Below are 25,270 nucleotides of genomic sequence, written 5' to 3' on the forward strand. Positions count from 1 at the left end.
CTCAGCTTATTCGCTGAGCGTGACCTTGTTCAGGTACGGGCCACTGATAGGCGCGATGGTGAATCCGCTGACACGCTTGTGGACGCCGCGGAGTTCCTTCGCGTGGTCCATGAACACCCACGGGGCCTCGTCGTGGGCGATCTTGGACGCCTCTTCGTACTTCGACTTGCGGGTCGCCTCGTCGTAGGTGGACTGTGCCTCCTCGACGAGCGTCTTGTAGTCGCTGTTCGCCCAGGCGGCGACGTTCAGCGAGTTGAAGTTCTCGTTGTCGAAGCTGACCCAGTCCTGCCCGCTCGGAATCTCCTCGACGCCGGGGTGGAGCAGGGCGTAGAAGAAGTTGTCCGGGTCGGCGTTGTCCGTCATCCAGCCGAGGAAACACGCGTCGTGCTTGCCCTGGTTGGTGTACTCGATGAAGGCGTTGAACTCCATCTGCTTGACGGTGACGTTGATGCCGACTTCCTTGAGGTTGGACTTGACCGTCTGGGCCGCGTCGAGCGGCGACGGGTTGTAGGTCCGCGGGTTCTGGAACGTCGACAGTTCCATGTCGAAGCCGTCGCCGTAGCCAGCCTCTTCGAGCATCGACTTGGCCTTCTCCGTGTCCTTGCTGTACATCTCGAGCGAGTCGTTGTAGCCGGTCATGTTGTCCGGAACCGGCTGGTTGGACTCGACTGCGAGACCGTTGAAGATGGACTCGGCGATTGCCTTCGAGTCGATGGCGTAGTTCATCGCCTGACGGACCTTCTTGTTCTGGAAGGGCTCCATCCGGGCCATGTTCATCGCCATGTAGCCGACGTTGATGCCGGGCGTCGTCACGAGTTCCGTCGAGCTACCGTTCTCGACCTGCTGGGACGCTTGCGGACCGAGGCCGTCGATGATGTCGACCTCACCGTTCGTGAGCGACTGCGCACGCGAGGAGTTCTGCTTGACCTCGGAGAAGACGACTTCTTCGACCTTTGCCTTCTCGCCCCAGTAGTCGGGGTTCTGCTTCAGGCGGATGCGGGCGTTCGCCTGGTCCCACTTGTTGAGCGTGAACGGCCCGGTGCCGGCGGCCTCCTGCGTGAGGTCGGTGCCGCCCTCGATGGCCTTCTTCGACATGATGGAGAAGGCGAACACTGCGAGGTTACGCAGCATCGGTGCGTGCTTCGCGTTCAGTTCGAGGGTGAGCGAGTAGTCGCCGTCCTTCTTCACGTTCGTGACGGTGCTGAGGAGGTACGGACCGTAGTACGAGCGGTTTTCGGTGCCGACGAAGTACTCGTAGTCCTCGTTCATGAAGCGCTCGTACGTGGCGATGAAGTCGTCGGCGGTGAACTCTTCGCCGTTGGAGAACGTCACACCCTCGCGGAGCGTGAGGTTGACCGCCTGGCCTTCGAGTTTGTACTCCTTTGCGAGACCGGATTTGAGCGTCGTCTTGCCGGGCTCGAACTCGATGACCTGGTTGTAGAGCTGCTGGATGACCTTGGCGTCCTCGCCACTGGTCGTCGCCTGCGGGTCCAGCGTACCGGATTTGTTCCCACGGGCGTAGGTGAGCAGCCCCTTCGGCTCCACCGACTCGCCGCCGTCGGTTCCGTCGGTCCCATCGGTGCCACCGTTCCCGTCGTCACCGCCGTTCCCGTCGTTGTTACCGTCGTCGTCGCTGCCGATACAACCAGCGAGTGCAGTTGTCGCGATAGTCGCACTTCCCGCAGCTTTGAGGAAATTGCGACGGTCTACCGTGTCACGTGCCATAAACGCGTATGGCACCAGCCCACGCATAAATATAACGATGAACAAACCCCCATAATCGAATCCCGCGGCCTATTGTGCCAACAATTGCCATGGTTCGAGGAAACAGTGGTGATAGCCACTGGGACCGACGAAAACGGCAAAAAACGGCGCAGCGAAATCAGTTGTCGTACAGGTGACAGGCGTTGCGGTGGCCGTCGCCAGCGAGGGCCGGTTCGTCACGTTCGCACGGACTCTCGAACGACGCTCGAAGTGTGTCTTCTGCAGCGTCCCAGTCACCCGCCGCGAGCGAGCGACACGCGTCCTCGACGATGCTGCCGACTTCACCCGTCGGTCGCGTCTCGAACTCGCGGTCGAGGAGTGTCTCGACCACGTCGCTCGTCGAGGCACCACCGTCGGTCGCGGTCTGTGTCTCGGCTTCTTCGGGCTCCGGTGGTTCCTCCGCAACTTCTTCGTGAACCGCGTCGAGCGCGAGGTCACGCTGTTCGACGCGCTGACGGAAGTCCATCACGGCGCGGAACGTCTCCTGGTCCACGTCGAGGTCTGCCGGGGGGATAACCTGCGGACACCGCGTCCGGAACGAACACCCCGACGGCGGGTCGATGGGACTCGGTACGTCCCCTTTGAGGATGATACGGTCGTCGGTGTCCGCTCGCGGGTCGGGTTTCGGAATCGACGACAGCAACGCCTGCGTGTAGGGGTGTTGTGGGTCGTCGAACAGCTCGGCCGTGTCCGCCGTCTCGACGACCTTCCCGAGGTACATCACCGCGATGCGGTCACAGATGTGCCGGACGACAGAGAGGTCGTGCGCGATGAACAGATAGGTCAGCCCGAACTCCTCTTGCAGGTCCTCCATGAGGTTGAGAATCTGGGCCTGCACGGACACGTCCAGTGCCGACACCGGTTCGTCGGCGACGATGAAGTCCGGGTCGACGGCTAGTGCACGGGCGATACCGACGCGCTGACGCTGTCCACCGGACATCTCGTGTGGGTATCGGTCGTACTGGGCAGGTTCGAGGCCGACCGCTTCCATGAGTTCGACGACGCGCTCTTTCCGGGCCTCCCGAGGAGACTGCCCACCCGTGTCCTCGGGCAGGCCATGAATCTTCAGCGGCTCGGTGATGGTCTGTCCCACCGTCATTCGTGGGTCCAGTGAGGACAGTGGGTCCTGGAAAATCATCTGTGCGTCGCGGCGTTTCTTCCGCAACTCGTCGCTGTCGAGGCCGGTGATGTCCTCGCCAGCGAACAGAACCCTCCCATCGGTCGGTTCGAGCAACTGGAGGATACTCCGACCGGTGGTCGACTTACCGCACCCGGACTCGCCGACCAACCCGAGTGTCTCTCCCTCGTAGATGTCGAAGTCGACCCCGTCGACCGCTTTGACCGTCTGTGGCTCGTTCGCCAGCCACTTGTCGAGTAGGTCGTCGGCCCGCGAGAAGTACTTGTGTAAGTCGTCGACTTCGACCAGTGGCTCCCCGTCGAAGGTCTGTGTCTGAGCGGTCGTGGTCTCATGGTCCTCCAGATACTCGCTCTCGTCGAACTCGTCCAAGACACACTTCGCTCGATGGTCCACGTCGGCGCCGCTGTGCTGTTTGAACGGAATCTCCTGCCCGTGACAGGCGTCGTGCGCCCACGGACACCGGTCCGCGAAGTGGCACCCAGTGGGCATGTCGATGAGGTCCGGGACGTTCCCCTCTATGGGAGTCAGTCGGTCGGTGTCCTCACGGGGGATGGATTCGAGCAGCGCGTACGTGTACGGGTGTGATGGGTTGTGGAATATCTCGTCGACCGGTCCTTCTTCGACGATTTCACCCGCGTACATCACGGCGACGCGGTCACAGGTCTCGGCGACGACACCGAGGTCGTGCGTGATGAACAGGACCGACATGCCGAAGTCGTCCTGCAGGTCGTTGACGAGGTCGAGAATCTGGGCCTGAATCGTCACGTCGAGCGCCGTCGTCGGCTCGTCCGCGATGAGCAGTTGTGGCCGGCAGGCGAGCGCGATAGCGATGAGGACGCGCTGGCGCATCCCGCCGGAGAACTCGTGCGGGTGTTCGTGAACCCGGGACTCCGGTTCCGGAATTCCGACCGCGTCGAGGATGTCGATGACGTCGTCGACCACCTCGTCGTCGAGGTCGTTGCCGGGGAACACTTCCCGAACCGCGTTGAGCCACGAGTCCTTGCGCTTGCCGCCGTAGCGGTGCAAGTTCAGGCTCTCTGCGACCTGCTCGCCCACGGTCATCGCGGGGTTGAGCGAGGTCATCGGGTCCTGGAAAATCATACTCATTTCGCCGCCGCGGATGTCCCGAAGGACGTGTTCGGGCGCGGCCGTCAGGTCGACCACGTTGTCCGTGACGTACTGGTCGGCGCGTGCACCGTACTTCTCCTGCAGTCGCGTGGCGAGGTCGGCGTCGTGGAACGTCACGTCCCCACCGACGATTTCGCCGGGCTCGTCGACGAGTTGCATGGCCGAAAGCGCCGTCACGCTCTTGCCGGACCCGCTCTCGCCGACCAGCCCGACCGTCTCACCCTCGCGGATGGTCAAGTCGATGCCGTCGACAGCCTTCACACTCCCGCGTTCCGTACGGAACTGCGTCCGCAGGTCGGAAAGCGATAGGAGGTCACTCATTATACGAACGTGGCCACGGTGGTGGGATATACCTTTTCACACGTGACAGTCGCTCTCACTTCTCGAAGGGGAACCCTTTTCTCGCTCCCTCCCCGGACCCGGAGTATGGAAGACGAGACGCCCCCGGACGTCGCCGACGTCGAACGACTCGCCGACCGGGTCGTCCCGGTGTGGGAACAGGTCGTCGAAGACATGGAGGCGACCGCCGAGGAGTACCGCGAAGAGGGCTGGGCGGCCATCGAGTGCCACCCCGGCGACGTGGCCGCCGTGGCCGACGATATCGGCCGCACCGGCCTCGACGTGTTGCTTCCGGACAACGAGTTCGACGACGTACAGGCCGCCTACGAGGCCGAGGGAGCGTTCGACGAGGTCGAAGTGTTCCGTGCCGAGGAGGGCGGCGTCGTCTTCGCCGTCGCCGCGTTGTTGAACCGGACGACAGAGACCGCACTGCTCGTCCCGCTCTACTACGACACGACCAGTTCACAGGAGTTCCTGCAACTGGTCAAAGAGGAGGGCGAACTCCGCGTCCACCTGCGACCGCTCGACCAACGCGAAGTCATCACCTTCACGCAACAGAATCCGGAACTGTTCCTGCCCGGCGACGACGACGAGGAGTGAGGTAGAAGACAGTTCTTGCGCTCCGGTAGCATCGTCAGAACGACGCAGTACAACTCACACTCCCCCACATCTATAGCCGATGCCTTTTCACCGACACGACGACTCTCTTCGCTATCCAGATGACCGATAAAGAGCGCGAATACCGGTTTCTCTTCGAACTCGCGTGGCGAACCTTCCTCCTCGGCGTCGTCGGGTTCGCCCTCTCCAGCGTCGTCCTCGGGAACCTCCCACTCGTCCATATCGTCTCGCCCGACCTCCCCGGCGCGCTGGTAAACGCTGGCCAGTTAGCGACACTCGTCGTCGCTTTGGGCTACGCGACGCTTCGACTGCTCGAGTACCGAGCAGGAGAGAGCCGAATCATGCCCGAGAAGGCGACAGCCGATAGTGACTCACGACAGCCACGGAGCGACCCCGACCCGGCCGACGACGAGTCGACCCGGGCCGCCTGACCCACTCACTCGAACCCGAATCACTGCAGCCCAGTCATCACGACCACGTCGTAGATTGCGTGCGTGTACACTGCGACAGCGAAGCCGCGGACGTAGAAGATGCCCGCGAGCAACACGCCCGCGACGAATCGGAACAGAAACACGCCGAGGGCGAACGGTTCCCCGCCCGCCCCGACGTGATGAACCGCACTGAACGCCAGACTGGAGAAGACGACAGCGATGGCCGCAGCCACCGGTTTACTCACGGCGAACGCCTTCACACCGAGGACGAACGCGCCGCCCATGAGCAGCACGCGAAACACGAGTTCTTCGTAGAAGCCAGCACCCGCCGACAGGACGAGAATCGTGACGAGCCCGAAGCTCGGGCCGACCTGTAGCGCGGGGCCGGTCGCGAGCAGTGCGTTGAACCCGAACGTCTGCATCACGAGCAAGACGGCCCGGCCGAACAGGAGCGCGTACACCGTCGACTCGACCAGCACCGCGGGGAACACCCGCAGGTCGAAGTCGCCGCTGTCGCGCAGGCGCAAGAGGCCGAAGCCGAACAGCACGAGGAGTCCGAAGTTGAGTACCAGATACCCGGTCCAGCTACTCCCGACGAGCTGGAACAGCAGGCGCGTCACGAAGTCGACGCCGTTTCTGACCCCACCGGTCGTCAGCAGGCCGACCTGGTACAGCACGAACAGCGGGAAGACGAGCACGAGGCTCGTGGCGAGGTCGCGCGTGTCGCCGAAGTAGGTTCCGAGACGGGCGGTGACCACGCCATCGTCGGCACCGTCGCTGTCGCCGTCGTCGCCCGGACTCGGGACATCGCGTCCCCAACCGGAGTTCCCCGGAGGCTCGCGCATCGTTACGTACGCGTTCTGACCAATCGACGATAAACGTTGTTGCAGACCGAGGCGGAACCGACGTCCTGTATCCGACTTACTCCTCGTTCTCTCGCAGTTCCGAACTCGCTTCCCTCACTTCGCGCATCACCGACGAGATGCGCTCTTCGGCGTCGAGTTCCTCCTCGACGGTGAGGTTCACGCCTTCGACTTCGAGCAGGAACTTCGCCACCTCCGTGGCCTCGTACATCACGTCGTCAAGCTCCTCGGCGGTGAAGAAGTCACACATCGCGCCGTAGAGGAACGTCGCCCCCGCGGTTCGCACCTTGTCCTCGAACGCCGAGCGCGCCTGGTTCACGGCCTGCGGCGTGTACGTGTCGGTCATGAACGGAACGAGTTCCGGGAGGTTCTCGCCGATTTTGGTCATCTCGACGCCGGTCTCCGTGCGGAAGTCGGAGCAGAGACGTGCGATTGCCCACTCGCGGGCCGTGATGTAGGTGCGGTCGCGTAGGAACTCGTTCACGCGCTCGTACTCCGCACCGTCCATCTTCTTGAACCGGTCGTACTTCGCCACGTCGTCGGGCACGTCGAGGTTGTCCTCGTCGGGGACGCCGGGTGTCGGTTCGTCGTCGGTCTCGGCTGCGTCTGCCTCGGTTGCAGCGTCTGTGTGGTCAGTCGTCTGCTGGGACTCGTCAGACGGGGACTCGTCGACTGTTAATTCGTCCTGTGTCGCTTCTCCTGTCTCCGTCGCCGATTCCTCGGCGGCCGAGTCGTCGTCGCCTGCCGGGTCCGGCTCCGGCGTCTGCTCGCTCATTGGCAGGCGGTCTATCGGGGAGGGTGAAAAAGCTTCGCTGAACATCAGCCATGGACTGCCTGAGTGTCGTGCCGTTTACTGTGGCAGGAGCGTAGCCAGCGGAGTAGTGTTGCCTGCAACATCACTCGCGCCGATGGAACATGACCGCCGCCACACCCTCCCCATCCGATTCCCCAGACTCCACATCGCTCACGGGTCGTTTCACTCCCCGTTCGCACCGAGGCGACTCTGTCGCCTCGCACGTTCCGTCTGGCTCATCCCTCGCGCGGCTACACGTCGACCGTCTCGCATTGCTCGACGGACGACCCAGCGCGCGCCATAGCGGTTGATTCGCCATCGACGCCGCCAGCCAGACACCACTCCCAATCACCGTCACGGTTTACAGATGAACCCGTCAAACTATCGCACAGTCACGCACCACGACAACACGAGTCATGAAACGGCGTGACATTCTGAAATCGACAGCCACCACGCTCGCGGCCACGGCGACGCTGGGTGCGGCGGCGAATTCGGCGAGCGCGGCGAGCGGGAGTTTCACCGACGAGTACCTGAACGGCTATCACTACGCGAAGTACGTGCCGAGCGGCGGCGCGGCGGGCGCACCGCTCGTCGTGATGCTCCACGGCTGTGCACAGGAGCCACGCGAGTTCGCCCGGGCGACGGGAATGAACGCCGTCGCAGAGCGCGAGGGCTTCGTCGTCGTCTACCCGGACCAGGCGTCGCTCGCGAACGCCTACGACTGCTGGAACTGGTACTACGACTACAACACGGCGCGGGGGTCCGGCGAGGGTGCGACCATCACGACCATCGCCCAGCACGCAGTCAGTACAGAATCGCTCGATTCGGACAGCGTCTACGTCGCGGGCTTCTCCGCGGGCGCGGCGATGGTCCCGAACCTGCTGGCGGCCTACCCGGGCGTGTACGCCGCGGGCGGTGTTCACTCCGGGTTGGAGTACGACGCCGCGGAGACGGCCAGTGGTGCCACGTGGTCGATGGCCTACGGCGGGCCAGACCCGTACAACCAGGGCGACGAAGCGTACGCCGCGATGCAGGACAACGGCGTGGTTGGCGAAGTTCCCACAATCGTCTTCCACGGGAGCGCGGACTACACGGTCGACCCGGACAACGGCGCGCAGGCGACGATACAGGCCATCCAGACGAACGACCTCGTCACCGACGGGAGCGACGACGGCACCGTCGATACGACCGCAGAAGCAGACGTGTCGGGAACCACGGGCGGCTACGACTGGCGACGGCGACGGTTCGCCGACGAGTCAGGCCGCGTGCTGGTCGAGTACTGGCAGGTGTTCGGGATGGGTCACGACTGGGCGGGCGGGGACTCGGCCGAGTCGTTCACCGCCCCATCGGCACCGGATGCCTCGGAGGCACTCTGGTCGTTCTTCTCGCGCTGGTAGGGCGACTCACCGAGGTCGACCTCGGTCACGGTGTCCCACGAGTTCTCGTCGACGACGACGAGTTCCGAGTCGCTGAACACGTACAGGTAGTCGTCGAGGTAGGCCGCGCGAGTCGCGGGCATGTCGGTCTCGACGAACACCTGCTGCGAGAGGTCTTCAGCGAAGACGTAGCCGCCGCGTTCGGTCGGGAGGAAGAACACGTCGTGTTCCGGGTCGTGCAGGAACGCGTGGTGGGTCTGCGCGACGGCAGACCACCGGGCGTCGAGGACCTTCGAGTGCTCGACCTCGGGATTGTTCGGGTCGGACACGTCGAAAACGGTCGCTTTTACCTTGCCCTCCTCCTGCCCGATACCGAGCATCCGGTCGTCACCGAGCGGGTGGAGATAGCGCGAGAAGCCCGGGAGCTTCACCTCGCCTTTCACCTCGGGGTTCGCGTGGTCCGAGAGGTCGATGGTGTAGAACGGGTCTATCTGACGGAAGGTGACGACGTAGGCTGACTCGCCCATGAACCGCACCGAGTAGATGCGTTCCGTGACGCCCATGTCCTCGACCGAACCGGCCACGGAGAGGTCTTCGTTCAGCGTGTACAGGTCGTTCGTCGAGTTCGCGCCCCATGGGTCGACCGTCGTGGCGATTCGTAACTTGCCCTCGTGTTCGTCCATCGACCACTGATTCAGCGGCCGGCCGGGGACCTGCCCCGTTTCTTCGACCGAGAGCGAGTCACCGTCGATGGCGACCTTGACGATGCCCGACTGGAGCAGGTCACGCTTTCGCTCCTCGACGTACTGGCCGTACTCGTCGTACAGTCGTTGCTGGAGTTCGGGGCGCTCGTCGTGGTCCTGTCTGGCGAGCCAGTCCTGTACGATTGCGCCGAGTTCGACCTGCCGGGCGCGCGGGGAGATGTCGTAGGTTGCGAGCGTGTCGAGTCTGTCCTGGGCCTGCGAGTCGAGCAGGTCCGAAGTCTGGAGGAACGCGCCAAACGTCTCGGCGTAGCTCGGGCGCTTCGTGTAGGTCATGTACACCGCGTTCTCGGAGACGTAGGTCGCCGACTGGCCGTAGGTGCCGAGGAAGGTGACCGAATCGAGCGTTTCGCCCGTTTCGGGGCTGAGAACTGCAGTCGTATAGGTCACGCTCGCGTCGGTCTGACTGCGCGGGTGATACACGTCGGTGCAGGGGACGGTCGAACTGCCGTCGAACGGCCGGATTGGGCACGGACTGCCCGCGTCGACGTGCTGGCGAAGCACCATGTACAATCTCCCGTCGAGCAGGCGAACCGCTTCGACGTGCGAGTTCAGTGCCTTCGTCCAGACGCGCTCGGGATTCGCCCGGTCGGACACGTCGTAGGCGTCGACTGACTGGCTGTCGAAGACGACGAGCGTATCGCCGACGAGTATGAGCTTGCCCGATGCAGAGATGTTCTCCACGACTGCAGGCGCGGCCGGGTCGCTCGTGTCGAGGACGTGCGTCTGCCCCCGCTCGTCGTAGTAGCCTCGTCGGTCGGCGTAGTACATCGTCGACCCGTCGGGCGCGACTTTCAACTGGTCCGGTTCGTCGATGCCGGACTCCTGCACGTTGGTCTCAGAGACGCGCGAGGCCCCATCGTCGCTGCCACTGCTGCCAGCGGCGGTGTTGGACTGGGGCGCACCGCCCGACGCGGAGTCGGTAGACGACTCCATCGCGACATCGACGGTCGCACCGCCGCCACCGAAGGCGACCATGCCACCGTAGCCGCCGCGGGACTGTGCCCGGCGGACGTAGGTCTCGAACTCGCCGTCCGAGTCGAACTGGACGATTTCGGCGGTCTGAATGGTACTCGGACCAGCGGCCGGCCCCGAATCGTCGGGGCCAGTGTCGAGTGGACCAGAGTCGATTCCGCCGGTGACGGCGACGTAGCCCGCACCGACCGCCGACAGCACGAGGAGGGCGGCCACTGCGAGCGCGGGGAGTGACGAGCGCATACGAGACTCCACGACGTTCACGATAAAGGGAGTATCCCAACCTCAAACGGCCATTTGAGCTTGTTAGCTGTGCAACTGGTTCGCTGCGACCGGTTCGGTGCGACCGCTCGCGGGGCAACGGTTTTCACGCGGGCGAGCGCATTGAGCGACAGACATGAGAGTGCTGCTCGGTATCGAGGGGAGCGACGAGTCCATGCTGACCCTCCAGAAGACGATACAGCGGACACAGGAGGCCGGTGACGAACTCACAATCGTCGTCGTCGAGAAAGACGAGGCGGCGCGCTCGCAGTCCGAGGTGGCCGAGCAAGCCCGCGAACTCGTCACGAAGGAAGGTCTCGACGCCGACGTTCGAACCGTCTCGGGCCACGCTGGAAGTACGCTCGTCGACATCGCCGAACGCGAGGGATTTGACGAACTCGCCATCGGCGGCGGCACCGAGAGCCCCATGGGAAAGATTCGACTCGGTCCGATCACCGAGTTCGTCCTGCTCAACGCCAACATCACCGTCAAACTCGTTCGATGAGCAAAGAACGCGTCTACCCAGAGAGCGCAGCCGGACCGTTTCCGACCCCGCCGCGGTCGTTCAGCGACAAGGAAGAACGAACCATCGAGTTGACCGCGGCCGACGAGGCCGACCTCGACGACGTGACCGCGATGTACGTCGCGTTCGACCCCGCCGACCGGGCACAGGGCATCCCGCCGACCGGCGAGAGCCGCGTCCGCGATTGGCTCGACGTCATCTTCGGCGACGGCCTCAACATCTGTGCCCGCCACGACGGCCAGGTCGTGGGTCACGCCACGCTCGTCCCCGACACCAGCACGTTCGAGACCGAAGCGGTCGCCTACGAACTCGCTATCTTCGTCCTGCAGGAGTACCAGCGCGCCGGCATCGGTCGCCAGCTCCTGACGACCCTGCTCGGCTACGGCTACGAGGAGGGCGTCGAACGCGTCTGGCTCACGGTCGAACGCTGGAACTCGGCCGCAGTGTCGCTGTACCGCGACGTGGGCTTCGAGACCTGCGGCTCGGAGAGTTTCGAACTGGAGATGGCCCTGTTGCTGCAGGACTGAGACGGACTGGTTTCGGATTAGACGGAGAGGAGCGGCTGGCTCGCGTACAACAGCACGTACTCCGCGGCCTTCGCCAGCACGTCGCCGCTGTCGCTCGTCATCGGTTCGCGCGGGACCACGATGAAGTCCGCTTCGAGGTCGTCGGCCGTGTCGAGGATGACGCTGCCCGGATGCTGCGTCTTGCGCTTGGTCGAGAAGCCGTACGCCGTCGAGTTCTGCAACGGGACGCCGCTGATGCCCGCACTCTCTCCGATGTCTTCGATGAACGACTGGGCGTCGTCGGCCACGTCGGCCCGCTCGATGGCCCCCTCCTCGATACCGCGGACCACGTCCTGCCCGACGACGTAGACGGCGTGGACCGCCGCGTCGTACTTCTCTGCGACGGCGACCGCGTACTCGACCGCCGTGACGGACTCGTCGCTCCCGTCGACCGGGACCAGCACCAGCTCGATGTCGAGCGACCCGGGCGACGCGGACGTAGTGTCGGTCATAGCCACATCTCGGACGGGGGGAACCAAAAAGCTACAGGGGTCGGTCGTCCGCGTGGTGTCGGTTCTCGTGACTCGTCGGGGCGATGTGCGGGGACACAACCGGTCTGGCGCGCGTTGACGAGCGTGTCGAGCGACAGCGAGGCGACGGCGTCGCCTCGTGGTGAACGGGGAGTGAAAACGACCCGTGAGCGAAGCGAGACCGAGAGGAGCGCGCGAGGGATGAGTGGCGCGGACGGAACGACGTGAAGTCCGCGGCGCGAATCGGTTGGGGAGGCTGTGGCGACGGTCCAGTCGTGGTGCTGTGCGGGGCGGTCATGTACACCAGCAGTAGTCGACTGCTCATCCACGCAAAATCCTCCAACTGCAATTCCGAACCAAGCAACAGCAATCCGCAACCGAAACAGAGCACCGGCAACCCACAAACGAGTTCACACCACGAATGGCGCGGCTTTTAAGCCACACGCCGCCGACTCTCGGCGTATGTTCGACACCGTCGTCATCGCCACCGACGGCTCCCAGAGCGTCAGACGAGCCGTCGCCGTCGCGCTGGACCTCGCCGAGCGCTTCGACGCCACCGTGCACGCCCTGTACGTGGTCGACGCGTCCGAGGTGGAGTCGTCGCCCGAGTCGGTCAGAGACCAGTTCCGCACCGCACTCGAAGAATCGGGCGAGGAAGCCCTCGAATCGGTCACCGAGAGCACCGACCGCGAGGTCCACACCGCGGTTCGCGAAGGTCGCCCGGCCGCCGAAATCTGCGAGTTCGCCCGCGAAGTCGACGCCGATGTGGTCGCCACCGGGACGCGTGGTCGCCACGGCGAAAACCGGTTCCTCATCGGGAGCGTCGCCGAGCGTGTCGTTCGCACCTGCGACCGTCCAGTGCTGACGGTTCGCCAGTTGCAGGAAGAAGACTGACGCTCTGCTCTAGCACACTTCACCGCAGTTTACAGTTAGCCGACAGCTTTACAGCCCTCACAGCGAATCTGGTGACGAATGGCAAACGTGCTGGACCGGTATCCCGGACTACCGGTCGCTGTCGTTGGGGTCGCGTACCTCCTGTTCGGGGTCGCACATCTCTACTTGTCTCGGGAGACACCCGTCCCGGCAGCCGTCGAATCTCTTCTCTTGCTCGTCATCGCTGTGGGGTTGCTCTACGGTGGCTGGCGCGTCTCGCAGTTGTCGCTCACCTCGACCGAAGCGCTTCGGCTCAACGGAGTCGCCCTCGCCTTCGGTGGCGTCGGCTTCGTCGTCGCGACCGTGTTCATCGCCACGCAGGAACTCAGCGGCGTGGACATCCGGAACGAACCACTGCTCGTCGCCGGTGCCGCCGGCGCGACCATCGCCATCGGCGTCGGCATCGCCGAGTTCCGAAAGCGACTGCTCACGCAGCAAGCGACACTGCAACGACAGAACGAAGCCGTCGACGCGCTGAACCATCGACTCACCGTCCTCAACCGAGTCCTCCGGCACAACATGCGAAACGAGATGACCATCATCCGTGGCTACGCCTCGCAGGCGCTGGAGTCCGACACGGACGACTCCCCTCGCCACGCACTGGAGACAGTCGTGGCCCACGCCGACAACGTCGGGCGGTTGAGCGAACACGCGAAGCGGCTGAATCAGGTGTGGGACGAAGACGAGACCACGACGCTCGACCTCGCCTCGGTCGTCGACGAGAGCGTCGAAGACGTGCAAAGTGTGTACCCGAACGCGACCATCGCCGTCGATGTGGCCGACTCGCTCGCCGTCGTCGCCCACCCTCGACTCCGATTCGCCGTGACCGAAGCGGTCGAGAACGCGATTCGGCACAACGACCCCGACACGGTCGTCACCGTCTCTGTCAGCGACGCCGACGAGGCAGGCACCGTCGAACTCTGCATCGCCGACACCGGGAGCGGCATCGCCGCCGACGAAGTCCTCGCGCTCGACCGCGAGACCGAAGACTCCCTGACGCACGGCTCGGGACTGGGTCTGTGGCTCATCTACTGGGTCACCACGAAGTCCGGCGGGACGCTCTCGTTCGGGGCGAACGAGCCGCAGGGGACCGTCGTTCAGCTGTCGTTACCGAACGCGTGACGCTGTATCGTGGTATCAGACCCGAAAAAAGACCGGGAGCGCGAGTTATGACCAGTTACCGCTGACGAGTCCGAAGGCGTCCAGCGTGACGTACACGAGGCAGATCAACATGATTCCCAACACGAACGCGACGGCGTCCGTCGTGGCGGTCGTGGTGTACACGTACGCGACCGTCGCGAAGCTCGTCGCCAGTGCGCTGACCGTCGCGATGGCGGTCGGGGTCGGGCGTCGTACTCGGGTCTCGGGCATGTTCATCTCTTGGATGTGCTATCGTTTAATCATTACCACGGGATACCGCCATCGGGGTGGCACTGGGAGTCGACCTCAGCCCAGGTTCCCGACGGCGGGATGTAGTTGACTCGGATGATGACACCGTCGCCCTCGTTTTCGTTACTCAGAAGGGCCGCAGACGTTCCGAGCAGGGAACTGATGAGGCCGGTGACAGCGGCAGGAACCGAGCCAGCACCGGTAATAGTCAGGAGGAAGGTAAGCGCCGCGGTGGCCCCCGCACCGTATATCGCGATTTCGACGAGTTCGCTCGTCGCCTGATCGTCGATGTAGAAGTTGTACTTCGGAGGGACGCTGATCAACTTCGCCTCGAAGTCGTTCTTGCCGCCGCTTCCACAGTGACTGGAAGCAATACCGACGTCCGAGTCGGTGTCGTAGGACGGGTACAGTTCACCGATACGGTCGGTTGGCGTGACGAGTACGTTTCCGGGCTCGGACTTGCCAGCTTTCCTGAACTCGACGAAGCCGCGACTTTCGAGTTCGTTTAATTCGGCCGTGACATCGGATGCCGTCTCCCGGTCGATCTGGACCGCGTTTCCGTTCGAAGAGTGTGTATCCAAAGCACTCGCACTGTTCTGGTCTGCGACCAGCTTGCCGTTCTCCAGGTCGAACGACCAGACACCCTCTTCTGCTGCTGATTTTGATGACGCTGCGAGTGCAGTTCCCGACAGCAGGGGAATGCTTGCGATACCAACACCTTTCAGGAACGAACGTCTATCTGACATTCAACCATTGGTGATAGCCATTAGATATTAAAGTATCGGAAGCAAGAAATTCGTGTTGGGTAGTAATACCGAAAATCACTCAAATTTGTGAGCCCGTTCGGACATCGACCCGGCCCCGAACTCACACTGAGACCACGGAACCGGCGGTTTCTTCCGCACGGCACCGAACTAGCTGGACATGTACGAAGACGTTATCGACGACGAGGACATGCCGCTGGCCCGGAAATCTATCCTCCCCGGGACTGGCTTCTTTATCCCTGACGACATCGACGAAGCCCGCGAAGAGCAGGAAGTCGCCGAGGAACTCGACGGCGAATCTATCGCGGTCGTCGCCGACCCCGACGCCGACGGACTGGCCTGCGTCGCACTCATTCGCGAGGCCTTCGGCGAGGGCGCACTGGTCCCCGCCGGACCCCACGAACTGGAGGACAAACTCGAACTCGTCGCGGAGTACGCCAACGACGGCGTCACCGTCTTCGTCTGTGACCTCTGCCCGGACCGCTTCGAGTACGTCGAGGACGAACTCGCGACGCTCATGGACCACGCCGGCACCGTCCGCTGGTTCGACCACCACCAGTGGGACGACGAGGTCGCCGAGCAGGTCCGCGCCGCGGGCGTCGACCTCGTCGTCGGCGACAGCGAGGAGGAGTGCACCGCCGACGTGACGCTTCGCTCGCTCGACTTCGACTTCGACGAGAAGTACGCCGAACTCGCCGCAGTCACCCGCGACCACGACCTCTGGCTCCGCGAGGACCCCCGCTCGGACGATATCGCCGACCTCGCGTACTGGTCGGACCCCGAGGAGTACGTCGACATCGTCGCCGAACACGGCGTCGACCTGCCCGAAGACGCAGAAGAACTCCTCGCTGAGCGCCGCGTCGAGAAAGAGGCACTCATCCAGAAGGCCGTCGAGCGCGGCGAGATTCGCCAGATTCAGGGCTGGTCTGTCGCCGTCACCTACGGTCGCTGTTCACAGAACGAGGTCGCCGAGGCCTTCCGCGAGCAGGGCGCTGACGCGACGGTCATCGTCAAGCCCGCTGGCTCGGCCAGCATCCGCGGCACCGACGCGTTCGAGCGCTGCCACGAAGTCGCCGGACAGGTCAACGGCGGCGGCCACCCGAAAGCCGCCGGCTGCAAGCCCCGCATCTACTCGGACATGCTCGACTACTCCCACCACTGGACGACTCGCGGCGCGACCTGCAAACAGGTCATCCTGAACGCGTTCGAGAACCTCGACGAGGAAGACGACGAAGGCGTCGAGACCGAACGCTAATCGACGGAACGTCTGCTGTCTGTCCTCGAAATATTCCGAGAGAAGCCCGCTTTTAGTCCGGCTTCGCCGGCGAGGATTCCACGGCGTCTCGCGTCGGTAATCCACCGCGAGCACCCGCTGCCTCACAGTTCGCCGCGGCGACTGCCGCCGCGAACCGGCCCGCTGCGTCGGCGGACCGCCCGTCGAGCACCCACGCGTCGAGGAGGCCGGCCGAGAACGCGTCACCTGCGCCGGTCGTGTCGACGGCGTCGACGGCCACCGCAGGCACGTCGACTGTCTCGTCGTCCGCCAGCAACAGCGCACCGTCTTCGCCGCGGGTGAGCGCAGCACGCGTGACACCGCGGTCGCGCAGTTCGGCGACTGCCTCGCGGCCGGTACACCCGAGATACGACTCGATGGGTACCTCGCTCGACACGAAACAGTCTACCACTGGAAGCAGGTCGTCGATGGTCTCGGGACGAGTTCCCCGTCCCTCGAGTTCCGCGAGCGGGCCTGCGAGGTCGAAAACGAGTGGTGGGAAATCGTCTTCGTGTGCCGCCTCGGCGAGCGCTGAAACCGCCTCGTCGGGCGCGTAGGCGCTGGTGAACACGGCGTCAGCCTCGCGGCAGTACTCGATATCGCTCTCGTCCAGTCGCAGTGCCGGAACGCTCTCACCGCCCGCGATGATCATGCGCTCGCCGTCGTCGTCGCGCAGCACCATCGTGTAACTGGAGCGCTCGTCGCCACACTGGACGTGTGAGGCGTCGATGCCGCGGTCGCGCAAATCTGCGAGCACCCGGTCGCCGGCACGGTCACAGCCGACGCGGCTGACGACGCCCGTCTCCCGGCCAAGGCGTGTCAATCCGGCGGCGACGTTGGCCGCGACACCGCCTGCCGCGACCTGCTCGTCGCGGGCGAACGCGCCACCGTCAGGTTCCGGGAGATTCGTCACCGGGTAGAGTCGGTCGAGTAGTGCGCTCCCGACCGTGACGACCGTCGGCACGACTCAGCGCTCGCCAGCGACCCACTTGTGGCTGTACGCCACCTCACACGTACAGCGAGCGTAGGCGTGAATGACGTCGCCGTCGGCGTACAGACCACCGACCTCTTCGTTCTGTTCTTCGGCGAACGCGAACACGTAGTCGACCGCGCCGTCGTCGCACTCGGGGCACTCGCCACCGGTCAGGTCGGCATCGATGGTTCCCTCGGTCCCCATCGCTTCCTGGGCGAACGTCATCGCGTCCGCGCCAGTACCGACGGTGAAGGCGTTCCGCCCACTCTCGCCGTCGACGACGATGAGAATGCCGTCGTCAGTGCGCTCGCCGAACTTTTCGAGTCTGCCGATGTCGTCGACGAACGAATCGGCCAGATACAGTGCCACGTCGTCCGGTCGCTCGCCAGTCAGGAACTCCTCACGGGCTGCGTCGCTCATGGTCGCAGTTGCTCGTGAAGGGGTAAAAAGAACGCGAGTCACGGACGTGGGAAGTGCCCGTGGGGCTCGCGAGTCGAAAACAGCGTGTTGCCTGCTGCGAGGGACTACTATCCGTCCCTCTGTCAGCCGTGGGAGCGGCTGGGGTGTGGGATACACCACTTCGTCGGTCTGTGTGCTGTACTGAAAGTCCGGGTCGGGGTCTACGAGCGCATCCTCGCTGGATACGCTGTCAGCGGTTTGCCTCCGGTCGTTCGTACCGGCGCATCCCCGAATCCGTAAGACGGACCGGAGGTGGCTACGCCCGCAGACGATGACTCGGAGCGGCTGGGAACCGCCTGTTTAGACCGCCGCGTAGCTCTTGCCGGTGAGCGTGTCCGGGACGTTCACGCCGTAGATCGTCGTCGCACCGGACTGGTCGACGAGCTTGACCGTCGCTTCCTCACCCTCTTCGAGCGAGTCACCGATTACGCCGAGGTTGACGCCGATGACTGCACGGTCCGAGGAGTTCTGGAGGACGACGCCGTTCGCACCGGATGCGAGACCCGTGGTCGGGTCGTCGGCACCGGCGACGATGAACGAGGTGCCGTCACCAGCGTACCCACCGTCTCCGAAGACGAGCGTCTCGGATGCGTCCGAACTCGTGAACTCGACCGTCGCCTCTTCAAGGTCGATGGTGTCCGAGCCGGCGGACTTCATGACCGTGAAGTTGAGGTAGTCGACGGTGTCCGAGCCGGTGACGTTACCGACTGCCGTGACCACGTCGATCTGGTTCGAGACTTGTCCACGTGCGTCTTCACCCGTGTCGGATGCCGTCGCTTCGAGCATACCGGACGTGTTGATGAGCACGCCAGCAGCCACTGCAGCGACGAGCACCATCGCGATGAAGATGATGAGCGTGCCGATACCGACCTGACCGCGTTCGTCGTTGTTTGCGATTGCGTCGAACATTGTTTAGACCTCCACGAAGGTGTCACCGGAGATGGTGTCGGGGACGTTCACGCCGTAGATCGTCGTCGCACCGGACTGGTCGACGATGCGGACGGTCGCTTCTTCGCCCTCGTTCAGTTCACTCGCGGCGGATGCGAGGTCGATGGTAATCTTGAGACGCTCGCTCGCGTTCTCGAGTACGTCGTCACCGTTCCCGGCGACGCTGGTCGTGCCGAATGCACTCCCGCTTGCCCCACCGTTGTCGTGCGTGAGAGAGACTCGGTCACCGTCCGAGAGGTACTCGATAGTCGTCTGGTTCAGGTCGAGAGCGTCCGCACCCGCGGACTTCTTGACCGTGAAGTTCAGCGTTTCGACGGCGCGGTTGGAGTCAGCGTCCTCACCGACTGCCGTGATAACGTCGTACTGGTTGGAAACCTGTGCCTGCGAGTCCTCGCCCGTGTCGGACGCCTGGGACTCGAGCATGCCGGACGTGTTAATGAGCACGCCAGCTGCAACTGCGGCGACGAGCACCATAGCAATGAAGATAATCAGGGTACCGATGCCCACCTGACCGCGTTCGTTCTCTACTGTATTTTCCACTATCATTGTTGCCTGTGGGGGATGCGCCCCGTTTACTCCGTGGACCCCCCTTACTATCAATGCCCGTAGGATTTCGGACGCCGATTCGGCCTTCGACTCAGAACTCGTAACGGGCTGGATATTCAGTACAGAAATCGCTCTTCGTATTGCGCTTTTGAGTTACGGCGTTGTACAGTCACGATGCGACTGGACGGTAACAGGACTGGAGAAACAACCAGTGTTCTGACTATAGTTCGAGACCGGACGCGTCGAGCAGGATCGCCAGGGTCTCTTCCGGTGGCAGCTCGTCGTCGAGTTGCCGTGCGTACCAGCGGAGCAGCCGTTCGAACACCTCGCGGATGTCGCTGGAGTGTATCGTCTCGTGCGTGATAGCGTCGTCAGTCTTCACGGCGATGTCCACACCGTACGGCGCACTGTGGTCCGCTAACGCAGCGGCGGGCTGGGGCGACCCCGTGGTCGCCGTCGCCCCGTCGCCGTCAGTGTCGGTGGCGTCTGGGATAGTCGCCACGTCGATGTCTGGCATTCGGGGCGTGCCGCCGTGCGAGTTCGCAGACGGGCCGTCACCGGCAGCGATGACTTGGCGGTGTTCGTCGAGCGACCGGACGTGGTCCTCGTCGAGCGCCAGGTCCTCCGGTGAGAGGACGCCGTCCGCGGTTGAATCTGCGTGTTTCGTGCGTTCGTTCATGTGTGGTCGGTGTGCCCCGGATGGGGCACCGTGGTCGCTCCCGTCAGACTCTCACGTACGTCTCGTCTGAGATAGTCGAGGGTACGTTGACGCCGTAGAGCGTCTTCGCGCCGGACGCGTCGACGATCTGCAGCATCGCTTTTTCGCCTTCTGGAAGCATTCCACCTTCTACAGCGCTATCAGTTACGTTGATGGAGATGCGGATGCGGTCGGACCGGCTGTTCAGTGTAGTGTCCGAGCCGCCACTCATATCCGTGAGATTGACGGCAGAGTCACTGGACGACAGGGTCACTGCCGCCGTGTCGGATACCCACTCGAACGACGCCTTGGTCAGGTCGATGTCGCCGGCGCCGGCGGCCTTCATCACGGTGATGTTGACCGTATCGACGCCATTTCCGCTAGCGTTCACTTCACCAGTCGCAGAGACGACTGAGATGTGGTTCGAGACCTGTGCTTGTGCATCACTACTGGTATCGGACGCCTTCGCTTCGAGCATACCGGACGTGTTGATCAACACGCCAGCAGCCACTGCAGCGACCAAGACCATCGCAATGAAGATGATCAGCGTCCCGATTCCGACCTGTCCGCGGTCACCATCTTGTTGTTCCGTTACGTACATCGGTAAATTCACCCCGTGATTGTGGCCCACTCGCGCCCACATGGACGCGACCGTTTCGCGTGGCCCAGCAGGGCCGACCGGCAGCTCCGGACGCCGACTCGTGAGAGAGGCATCACTGGTGGAGTGCCGCGAACTTCGTTCCCCGTTCCGGGGTGAGCCGATGTTTCGCATCACAGCTTGGGGAGTTATCCCCGAGTACCCCATCGACGCTTCCACCTATCAAGACACGTATCACCACACCCCCCGATTCGGGGCTCGACTCAGTTCTCGAAACGTCCGCCGAGTCGACCGTCGAGGCCGTACGCGGTACTATACGGATATCTGTTCTACCTTCTGGCAATGACTGCGAGACGTATCGCGACGGACGACAGTCCTGTACTGCACTGCGACTGCGGCGTCGCACACGTGAGACAAGATAGTTGAGGTTCACAATATGGGACTGCTAGACATCCTCACCGAGTTCCTCAGTTCGGGCAGTGGCCCCGTCCAGGGGGCCGCACCGGGGACCGGAAACGGAGACGGGACGGACGACGAACAAGCGGTGGACGAGGAGGAGCCTGCACCGGACCCAGAACCGTACGACGTTCCACTCGAAGACCTGAACCAGGAAGAACAGATCGAGACGCTCGAGCACCGGCTCGACGGACTCGAAGACGAACTCCACGATTCGACGGGACAGCTGGAGACCATCCAGGGCTCCCAGCAACAGGTCGCAGAGCGCATCGAGGACATGAACGACACGGTTCGCCAACTGCTCGGTATCTACGACCAGTTGACCGCGAACGCGAACCCGTTCGTCGAGGCGAACCAGCCCGGGGTCGCCGAGGACGACGTCGAAGGCTTCGGCTTCGGGCCGGAACAGACGCAACAACAGCAGGCAGCCGCACCAGTGCCGAGTCTCGGTGGCGGCCAGCAAGAGTCCGGCGGGGCCGTCTCGTTCGACGACCTGAAGGGTGGACCGGCCGCCGCTGATAACGAAATCGAGGTCGAGACGGTCGCCGGGTCGTCCGATGCGCACGACGACGACGCGGAGTCGGCGGACACGGACGACGCGGAAGCAGACAGCTTCGTCTCGGCGGCCGACGACGCCGACGCCAAATTGGCGAGTCTCGCGGATACGTACGCGACGGACATCATCGTCTTCGAGTGGCTCACCGACCTCGTGCGGACGGGTGGCCCCTCGGCGACGCTCCGGGCGATTTCGTACTACGAGGAGATGGGGTGGATTTCGCCCGCGGTGAAACATCACCTGGAGAACGTCCTCTCCGCGCCCGACCTCGACATGATCGTCGACCCCGCGAGAGAGCCAGAGGAACTGACCGGTGACGACCACGCCGAGAGCTACGAGTACATCCTCAAACTCGAGGCGGTACAGAACGCGATGAACGACACCAACTGATACATGGGATTCAGCACCAGCGGCTCCGCGGCGATTCTGTTCGTGGCCCTCCTCGTCATGGTCTCGACGGTTTACCCCGTCGTGGAGACGGCCAACGAGCGCGTGACCAGCGCGAGCGACGCACAGGACGAGCGGTCGCTGGACCGGCGTCACACCGCGCTCAACGTCACGAACGTGAGCTACGACAACGTGTCCGAGACGCTCGTCGTGAACGTGACGAACGTCGGCTCACGTGCGCTGTCGGTCGACGAGACCGACCTACTGGTCGAGGGTGCGTTCCAGACTGCGGCCACGACGACCGTCGACGGCGACGCTGGCCGGAATATCTGGGTCCCGGGCGAACAGCTCCAGTTCGAACTGACCGGCGTCACGTCGGCGCCGAGTCGCGTCAAGGTCGTGACGGAATTCGGTGTCGCGCAGACGGTGGTGGAGGTGTAACATGGCGAGTGTCTCAGTTTCGAGTATGATCATGTTCATCGCCGCGATGCTCATCGCCGTGAGCGTCGCGGGCACGATGGTGACGAACGTCGGCGAGGTGAGTAGCTCGATAGACGCAAAGAGTGCAGATGCGGCGAAGAAAATCGACACCGAAGTCGAGATAATCTCTGACCCAGGGAGTTCCGCCGTCTACGACAGCGGGAGCGACACCGTGACCGTCCTCGTGAAGAACACGGGAAGCGCGCGGCTGTCGACCGACGCGGGTCGACTCGACGTGTTGGTCGACGGGCAGTACGCCGGGTCGAAGTCGTTGACCATCGTCGACGGCTCCGACTGGCGGCGCGGCAACGTCGCCGAGCTCGACCTCACCGGCCAAGACCTCGACTCCGGCGCACACCGCGTCGTCATCGTCGTCAACGGCGATAGAGAGGTGTTCGAGTTCTACGTATGACTCGTGGCTACTTCTCACTCGGCCTGACCGACGCAGACCGCGTCAACCACGCCTTCGGTGGCGGCATCCCCGAAGGGAGTATCGTCCTCATCGAGGGCGTCGACGGCGCAGGAAAGTCGGTGCTGAGCCAGCGGATGACCTACGGCATGGCGAGCGAAGACGCCTACGTCTCGTACGTGTCGACCGAACTCGCGGCGAGTGAGTTCATCAAGCAGATGCACTCGCTGTCGTACGACATCGTCGACCCGCTGTTGACCGGCAAGGTGCTGTTCCTCAACGTCGACGTGGACACGCATCGCGGCGAAGAGCAGCGCGAGTTGCTCTCACAACTGACCAAACCCAGCCTGCTCTGGCAAGGCGACGTGGTGGTCGTGGACGCGTTCAGCGCGTTCTTGCGGAACGACCCCACGTTCGACGCCATCACCAGTGAAGGCGACGAGGACCACAAGATGGAAACCGTACTCACCTTCCTCCAGCAGATGACCCAACAGGGGAAATCGGTCGTCCTGACCGTCGACCCCGAGGCAGTGACCGAGAAAGCACTCATGCCCATCCGGAGCGTGGCCGACGTCTTCCTCCAAATCGAGACGAAGACGGTCGGGCAAGACACCCGGCGGACCATTCGGGTTCGGCGGTACGCGAACATGCGCGACCCGGTGGACGACGCCATCGGGTTCAACGTCCAGCAGGGGCGTGGCATGACTATCGTGAACCGGACGGTGGCCTGAGATGGCGGAGTTCGGCACCAGTCGGATGACGACCGAACTGCGAAACGCGGCCGAGGAGACCCCACACCTCATGGATCACCTCGAAGAGTTCCACGCGGAGTTCAGCGAGTACCCGTCGCTCGTCCCCGACCCCGGCGACTACAAATCGGACCGCCCAAACGTCTGCTACCCGGTGGGCGACGACGTGTACATCCACGTCTACGGTGACATCGGGATGAACACGCAGTACTACTGCATCGAACCGACGCTCACCGACCAGCAACGTGACGTGTACGCGCAGGTTCGCCAGCGCATCCTCGACCGGTCCGTCACGCGGCCGGCACCCGCGGAGAACGACGAGTTCGAAGAGCACCTGGACGCGCTGCTCGACGAAGTCGTATCTGTCGGAGGAGCCATCGGCGGACTCACGGGTGGGCTGAGCAGTTCCATAACCGTCGACCGCGGAACCTACGAGGCGATTCGGTACCATCTCCAGCGTGACATCGTCGGCCTCGGCCCACTCGACCCGGTCATGTCCGACCCGGAGAACGAGGACATTCACGTCATCGGTCCCCACCAGTGCGACATCGACCACGGGACGTACGGGATGGTGAACACGAACGTCGACTTCGGCTCCATCGAGTCGTTCCAAAACTGGATTCGGAACATGGGCGAGCGGATGGACGCCCCCGTCTCCGACTCCCACCCCATCATCGACTCGACGTTGCCGGACGGGTCACGTATCAACATCATCTTCTCCGACGACGTGTCCATCAAGGGCCCGTCGCTCACCATCCGTCAGGGTGAGGACATCCCGCTCTCGGTGTTCCAGATTACGAAGTGGGGGACGCTCTCACCGGAGCTGGGGGCGTACCTCTGGCTCTGTCTGGAGAACGAACAGACCGTGTTCGTCGTCGGCGAGACGGCGTCGGGCAAGACCACGACGCTCAACGCCTCGCTCTCGTTCATCCCGAGCGACGCCAAGATATACACGGCAGAGGACACCGCGGAGGTCAAGCCGCCACACGAAACGTGGCAGCAGCTCCTCACGCGTGAAGGCTCGGGCGACGACGGCGCGGACGTGGACATGTTCGACCTCGTCGCGGCCGCACTGCGTTCGCGTCCCGACTACATCATCGTCGGTGAGGTTCGTGGGGCGGAGGGACAGATGGCGTTCCAGGCGGCCCAGACGGGTCACCCGGTGATGCTCACGTTCCACGCCTCAGACATCGTCTCGATGATTCAGCGCTTCACCGGTGCGCCCATCAACGTCCCCGAGACGTTCATGGACAACTGCGACGTAGCCCTGTTCCAGAACCGGGTCAAGCAGGGCGACAAGGTCCTGCGTCGAGTCACCTCGGTCCAGGAAATCGAGGGCTACTCCGACTACGAAGGCGGCGTCGTCACGCGGCAGGCGTTCAACTGGGACCCGCGCGAGGACAACGTCGACTTCACCGGCCGGAACAACTCCTACGTGCTCGAAGAGCAGATCGCAGAACTGCTCGGCTATCAGGACACCCGACTCATCTACGACGAGTTGGACCGCCGCGCCGAAATCATCCGGCGTGCCATCGACGAGGACGTCCTCGGCTACCACGAGGTGAACAAGTTCATCGCCGACTACCAGCGCGACGGCCTCGAAGGCATCGACATCAACACCGTCGGCCTGGACGCGATTATCTGACC

The 25,270-nt window shown here is 63.6% G+C and carries 27 protein-coding genes; 13 read left to right on the forward strand and 14 right to left on the reverse strand.

Going from position 1 to position 25,270, the window contains the following annotated elements; all coding sequences use genetic code 11:
- Nucleotides 1–6: 6 nt before the first annotated feature.
- Together ACSC1P_RS17330 and ACSC1P_RS17335 are read right to left on the reverse strand one after the other, a co-directional pair.
- On the reverse strand, nt 7–1,725 hold the full coding sequence (locus ACSC1P_RS17330) for an ABC transporter substrate-binding protein (RefSeq protein WP_435361446.1): 1,719 nt from the start codon (nt 1,723–1,725) through the stop codon (nt 7–9).
- A 157-nt stretch (nt 1,726–1,882) separates the two neighbouring features.
- Entirely contained in the window at nt 1,883–4,351 is a 2,469-nt protein-coding gene (locus ACSC1P_RS17335) for a dipeptide ABC transporter ATP-binding protein (protein WP_435361447.1), read from the reverse strand.
- A gap of 105 nt (nt 4,352–4,456) precedes the next feature.
- Here ACSC1P_RS17335 and ACSC1P_RS17340 point away from each other — a divergent pair, with 105 nt between their 5' ends.
- Nucleotides 4,457–4,969, forward strand: coding sequence for a DUF7529 family protein (locus ACSC1P_RS17340; RefSeq protein WP_435361448.1), 513 nt, complete (start codon nt 4,457–4,459; stop codon nt 4,967–4,969).
- Between the two features lie 119 nt (nt 4,970–5,088).
- The gene (locus tag ACSC1P_RS17345; protein ID WP_435361449.1) at nt 5,089–5,418 is read left to right on the forward strand and encodes a hypothetical protein; all 330 of its coding nucleotides are present in this window, start codon (nt 5,089–5,091) and stop codon (nt 5,416–5,418) included.
- 20 nt (nt 5,419–5,438) lie between these two features.
- On the opposite strand, the gene ACSC1P_RS17350 is transcribed toward ACSC1P_RS17345, so the two are convergent.
- On the reverse strand, nt 5,439–6,263 hold the full coding sequence (locus ACSC1P_RS17350; RefSeq protein ID WP_435361450.1) for a CPBP family intramembrane glutamic endopeptidase: 825 nt from the start codon (nt 6,261–6,263) through the stop codon (nt 5,439–5,441).
- 76 nt (nt 6,264–6,339) lie between these two features.
- A complete protein-coding gene (locus ACSC1P_RS17355; RefSeq protein WP_435361451.1) occupies nt 6,340–7,056 on the reverse strand; it encodes a DUF5806 family protein in 717 nt (238 codons plus the stop codon).
- Between the two features lie 434 nt (nt 7,057–7,490).
- Between ACSC1P_RS17355 and ACSC1P_RS17360 the strand changes: the two genes are divergently transcribed.
- Nucleotides 7,491–8,471: an extracellular catalytic domain type 1 short-chain-length polyhydroxyalkanoate depolymerase gene (locus ACSC1P_RS17360; protein ID WP_435361452.1), complete on the forward strand. Its 981-nt coding sequence runs from the start codon at nt 7,491–7,493 to the stop codon at nt 8,469–8,471.
- On the opposite strand, the gene ACSC1P_RS17365 is transcribed toward ACSC1P_RS17360, so the two are convergent.
- On the reverse strand, nt 8,375–10,429 hold the full coding sequence (locus ACSC1P_RS17365; RefSeq protein WP_435361453.1) for a beta-propeller domain-containing protein: 2,055 nt from the start codon (nt 10,427–10,429) through the stop codon (nt 8,375–8,377). The genes ACSC1P_RS17360 and ACSC1P_RS17365 overlap by 97 nt on opposite strands.
- A gap of 154 nt (nt 10,430–10,583) precedes the next feature.
- Between ACSC1P_RS17365 and ACSC1P_RS17370 the strand changes: the two genes are divergently transcribed.
- Nucleotides 10,584–10,952 (forward strand): universal stress protein, encoded by a 369-nt coding sequence (locus ACSC1P_RS17370; protein ID WP_435361454.1) that lies wholly within the window; start codon nt 10,584–10,586, stop codon nt 10,950–10,952.
- Entirely contained in the window at nt 10,949–11,497 is a 549-nt protein-coding gene (locus ACSC1P_RS17375) for a GNAT family N-acetyltransferase (protein WP_435361455.1), read from the forward strand. The genes ACSC1P_RS17370 and ACSC1P_RS17375 overlap by 4 nt, the downstream gene beginning before the upstream one ends.
- A gap of 17 nt (nt 11,498–11,514) precedes the next feature.
- Here the strand turns inward: ACSC1P_RS17375 and ACSC1P_RS17380 are convergent, their stop codons facing one another.
- Complete coding sequence (locus ACSC1P_RS17380) at nt 11,515–11,988, reverse strand: universal stress protein (protein WP_435361456.1); 474 nt, start codon at nt 11,986–11,988, stop codon at nt 11,515–11,517.
- Nucleotides 11,989–12,468: 480 nt separating this feature from the next.
- On the opposite strand from ACSC1P_RS17380, the gene ACSC1P_RS17385 reads away from it, so the two are divergent.
- Both ACSC1P_RS17385 and ACSC1P_RS17390 read left to right on the forward strand, forming a co-directional pair.
- Nucleotides 12,469–12,900, forward strand: a complete 432-nt coding sequence (locus ACSC1P_RS17385) for a universal stress protein (RefSeq protein WP_435361457.1) — start codon at nt 12,469–12,471, stop codon at nt 12,898–12,900.
- A 78-nt stretch (nt 12,901–12,978) separates the two neighbouring features.
- Complete coding sequence (locus tag ACSC1P_RS17390; protein WP_435361458.1) at nt 12,979–14,061, forward strand: sensor histidine kinase; 1,083 nt, start codon at nt 12,979–12,981, stop codon at nt 14,059–14,061.
- Nucleotides 14,062–14,106: 45 nt separating this feature from the next.
- Here the strand turns inward: ACSC1P_RS17390 and ACSC1P_RS17395 are convergent, their stop codons facing one another.
- Together ACSC1P_RS17395 and ACSC1P_RS17400 are read right to left on the reverse strand one after the other, a co-directional pair.
- On the reverse strand, nt 14,107–14,310 hold the full coding sequence (locus tag ACSC1P_RS17395) for a hypothetical protein (protein ID WP_139246302.1): 204 nt from the start codon (nt 14,308–14,310) through the stop codon (nt 14,107–14,109).
- 32 nt (nt 14,311–14,342) lie between these two features.
- Nucleotides 14,343–15,074: a hypothetical protein gene (locus ACSC1P_RS17400; RefSeq protein WP_092936214.1), complete on the reverse strand. Its 732-nt coding sequence runs from the start codon at nt 15,072–15,074 to the stop codon at nt 14,343–14,345.
- 178 nt (nt 15,075–15,252) lie between these two features.
- Here ACSC1P_RS17400 and ACSC1P_RS17405 point away from each other — a divergent pair, with 178 nt between their 5' ends.
- Nucleotides 15,253–16,347 (forward strand): DHH family phosphoesterase, encoded by a 1,095-nt coding sequence (locus ACSC1P_RS17405; protein ID WP_435361459.1) that lies wholly within the window; start codon nt 15,253–15,255, stop codon nt 16,345–16,347.
- Nucleotides 16,348–16,399: 52 nt separating this feature from the next.
- Here the strand turns inward: ACSC1P_RS17405 and ACSC1P_RS17410 are convergent, their stop codons facing one another.
- From ACSC1P_RS17410 to ACSC1P_RS17435, 6 genes are all read right to left on the reverse strand, one after another.
- On the reverse strand, nt 16,400–17,329 hold the full coding sequence (locus ACSC1P_RS17410; protein WP_435361460.1) for a carbohydrate kinase family protein: 930 nt from the start codon (nt 17,327–17,329) through the stop codon (nt 16,400–16,402).
- A gap of 3 nt (nt 17,330–17,332) precedes the next feature.
- Nucleotides 17,333–17,758 carry a DUF5807 family protein gene (locus ACSC1P_RS17415; protein WP_435361461.1) on the reverse strand — a complete coding sequence of 142 codons (426 nt, stop codon included), beginning with the start codon at nt 17,756–17,758 and terminating at the stop codon, nt 17,333–17,335.
- A 339-nt stretch (nt 17,759–18,097) separates the two neighbouring features.
- Nucleotides 18,098–18,706, reverse strand: a complete 609-nt coding sequence (locus ACSC1P_RS17420; RefSeq protein ID WP_435361462.1) for a flagellin — start codon at nt 18,704–18,706, stop codon at nt 18,098–18,100.
- A 3-nt stretch (nt 18,707–18,709) separates the two neighbouring features.
- Entirely contained in the window at nt 18,710–19,291 is a 582-nt protein-coding gene (locus ACSC1P_RS17425) for a flagellin (protein WP_435361463.1), read from the reverse strand.
- A gap of 220 nt (nt 19,292–19,511) precedes the next feature.
- Nucleotides 19,512–19,970, reverse strand: a complete 459-nt coding sequence (locus ACSC1P_RS17430; protein WP_435361464.1) for a DUF7500 family protein — start codon at nt 19,968–19,970, stop codon at nt 19,512–19,514.
- Nucleotides 19,971–20,013: 43 nt separating this feature from the next.
- Nucleotides 20,014–20,589 carry a flagellin gene (locus tag ACSC1P_RS17435; RefSeq protein ID WP_435361465.1) on the reverse strand — a complete coding sequence of 192 codons (576 nt, stop codon included), beginning with the start codon at nt 20,587–20,589 and terminating at the stop codon, nt 20,014–20,016.
- Nucleotides 20,590–21,022: 433 nt separating this feature from the next.
- Between ACSC1P_RS17435 and ACSC1P_RS17440 the strand changes: the two genes are divergently transcribed.
- The 5 genes from ACSC1P_RS17440 to flaI are packed head-to-tail and all read left to right on the forward strand — an operon-like array spanning nt 21,023 to nt 25,268.
- Nucleotides 21,023–21,988: a FlaD/FlaE family flagellar protein gene (locus ACSC1P_RS17440; protein ID WP_435361466.1), complete on the forward strand. Its 966-nt coding sequence runs from the start codon at nt 21,023–21,025 to the stop codon at nt 21,986–21,988.
- A gap of 3 nt (nt 21,989–21,991) precedes the next feature.
- Nucleotides 21,992–22,426 (forward strand): archaellum stator protein ArlF, encoded by a 435-nt coding sequence (gene arlF, locus ACSC1P_RS17445; protein WP_435361467.1) that lies wholly within the window; start codon nt 21,992–21,994, stop codon nt 22,424–22,426.
- A gap of 1 nt (nt 22,427) precedes the next feature.
- Nucleotides 22,428–22,877, forward strand: a complete 450-nt coding sequence (gene arlG / locus ACSC1P_RS17450) for an archaellum stator protein ArlG (RefSeq protein ID WP_435361468.1) — start codon at nt 22,428–22,430, stop codon at nt 22,875–22,877.
- The gene (arlH, locus tag ACSC1P_RS17455) at nt 22,874–23,605 is read left to right on the forward strand and encodes an archaellum protein ArlH (RefSeq protein ID WP_435361469.1); all 732 of its coding nucleotides are present in this window, start codon (nt 22,874–22,876) and stop codon (nt 23,603–23,605) included. Before arlG ends, arlH begins: the two co-directional genes overlap by 4 nt.
- Nucleotide 23,606: 1 nt before the next feature.
- Nucleotides 23,607–25,268, forward strand: coding sequence for an archaellum flagellar ATPase motor FlaI (flaI, locus tag ACSC1P_RS17460; RefSeq protein WP_435361470.1), 1,662 nt, complete (start codon nt 23,607–23,609; stop codon nt 25,266–25,268).
- The last annotated feature ends 2 nt before the right edge of the window (nt 25,269–25,270 follow it).

It is taken from the genome of Haloarchaeobius caseinilyticus (genome assembly GCF_051207395.1).
GTDB lineage: Archaea > Halobacteriota > Halobacteria > Halobacteriales > Natrialbaceae > Haloarchaeobius.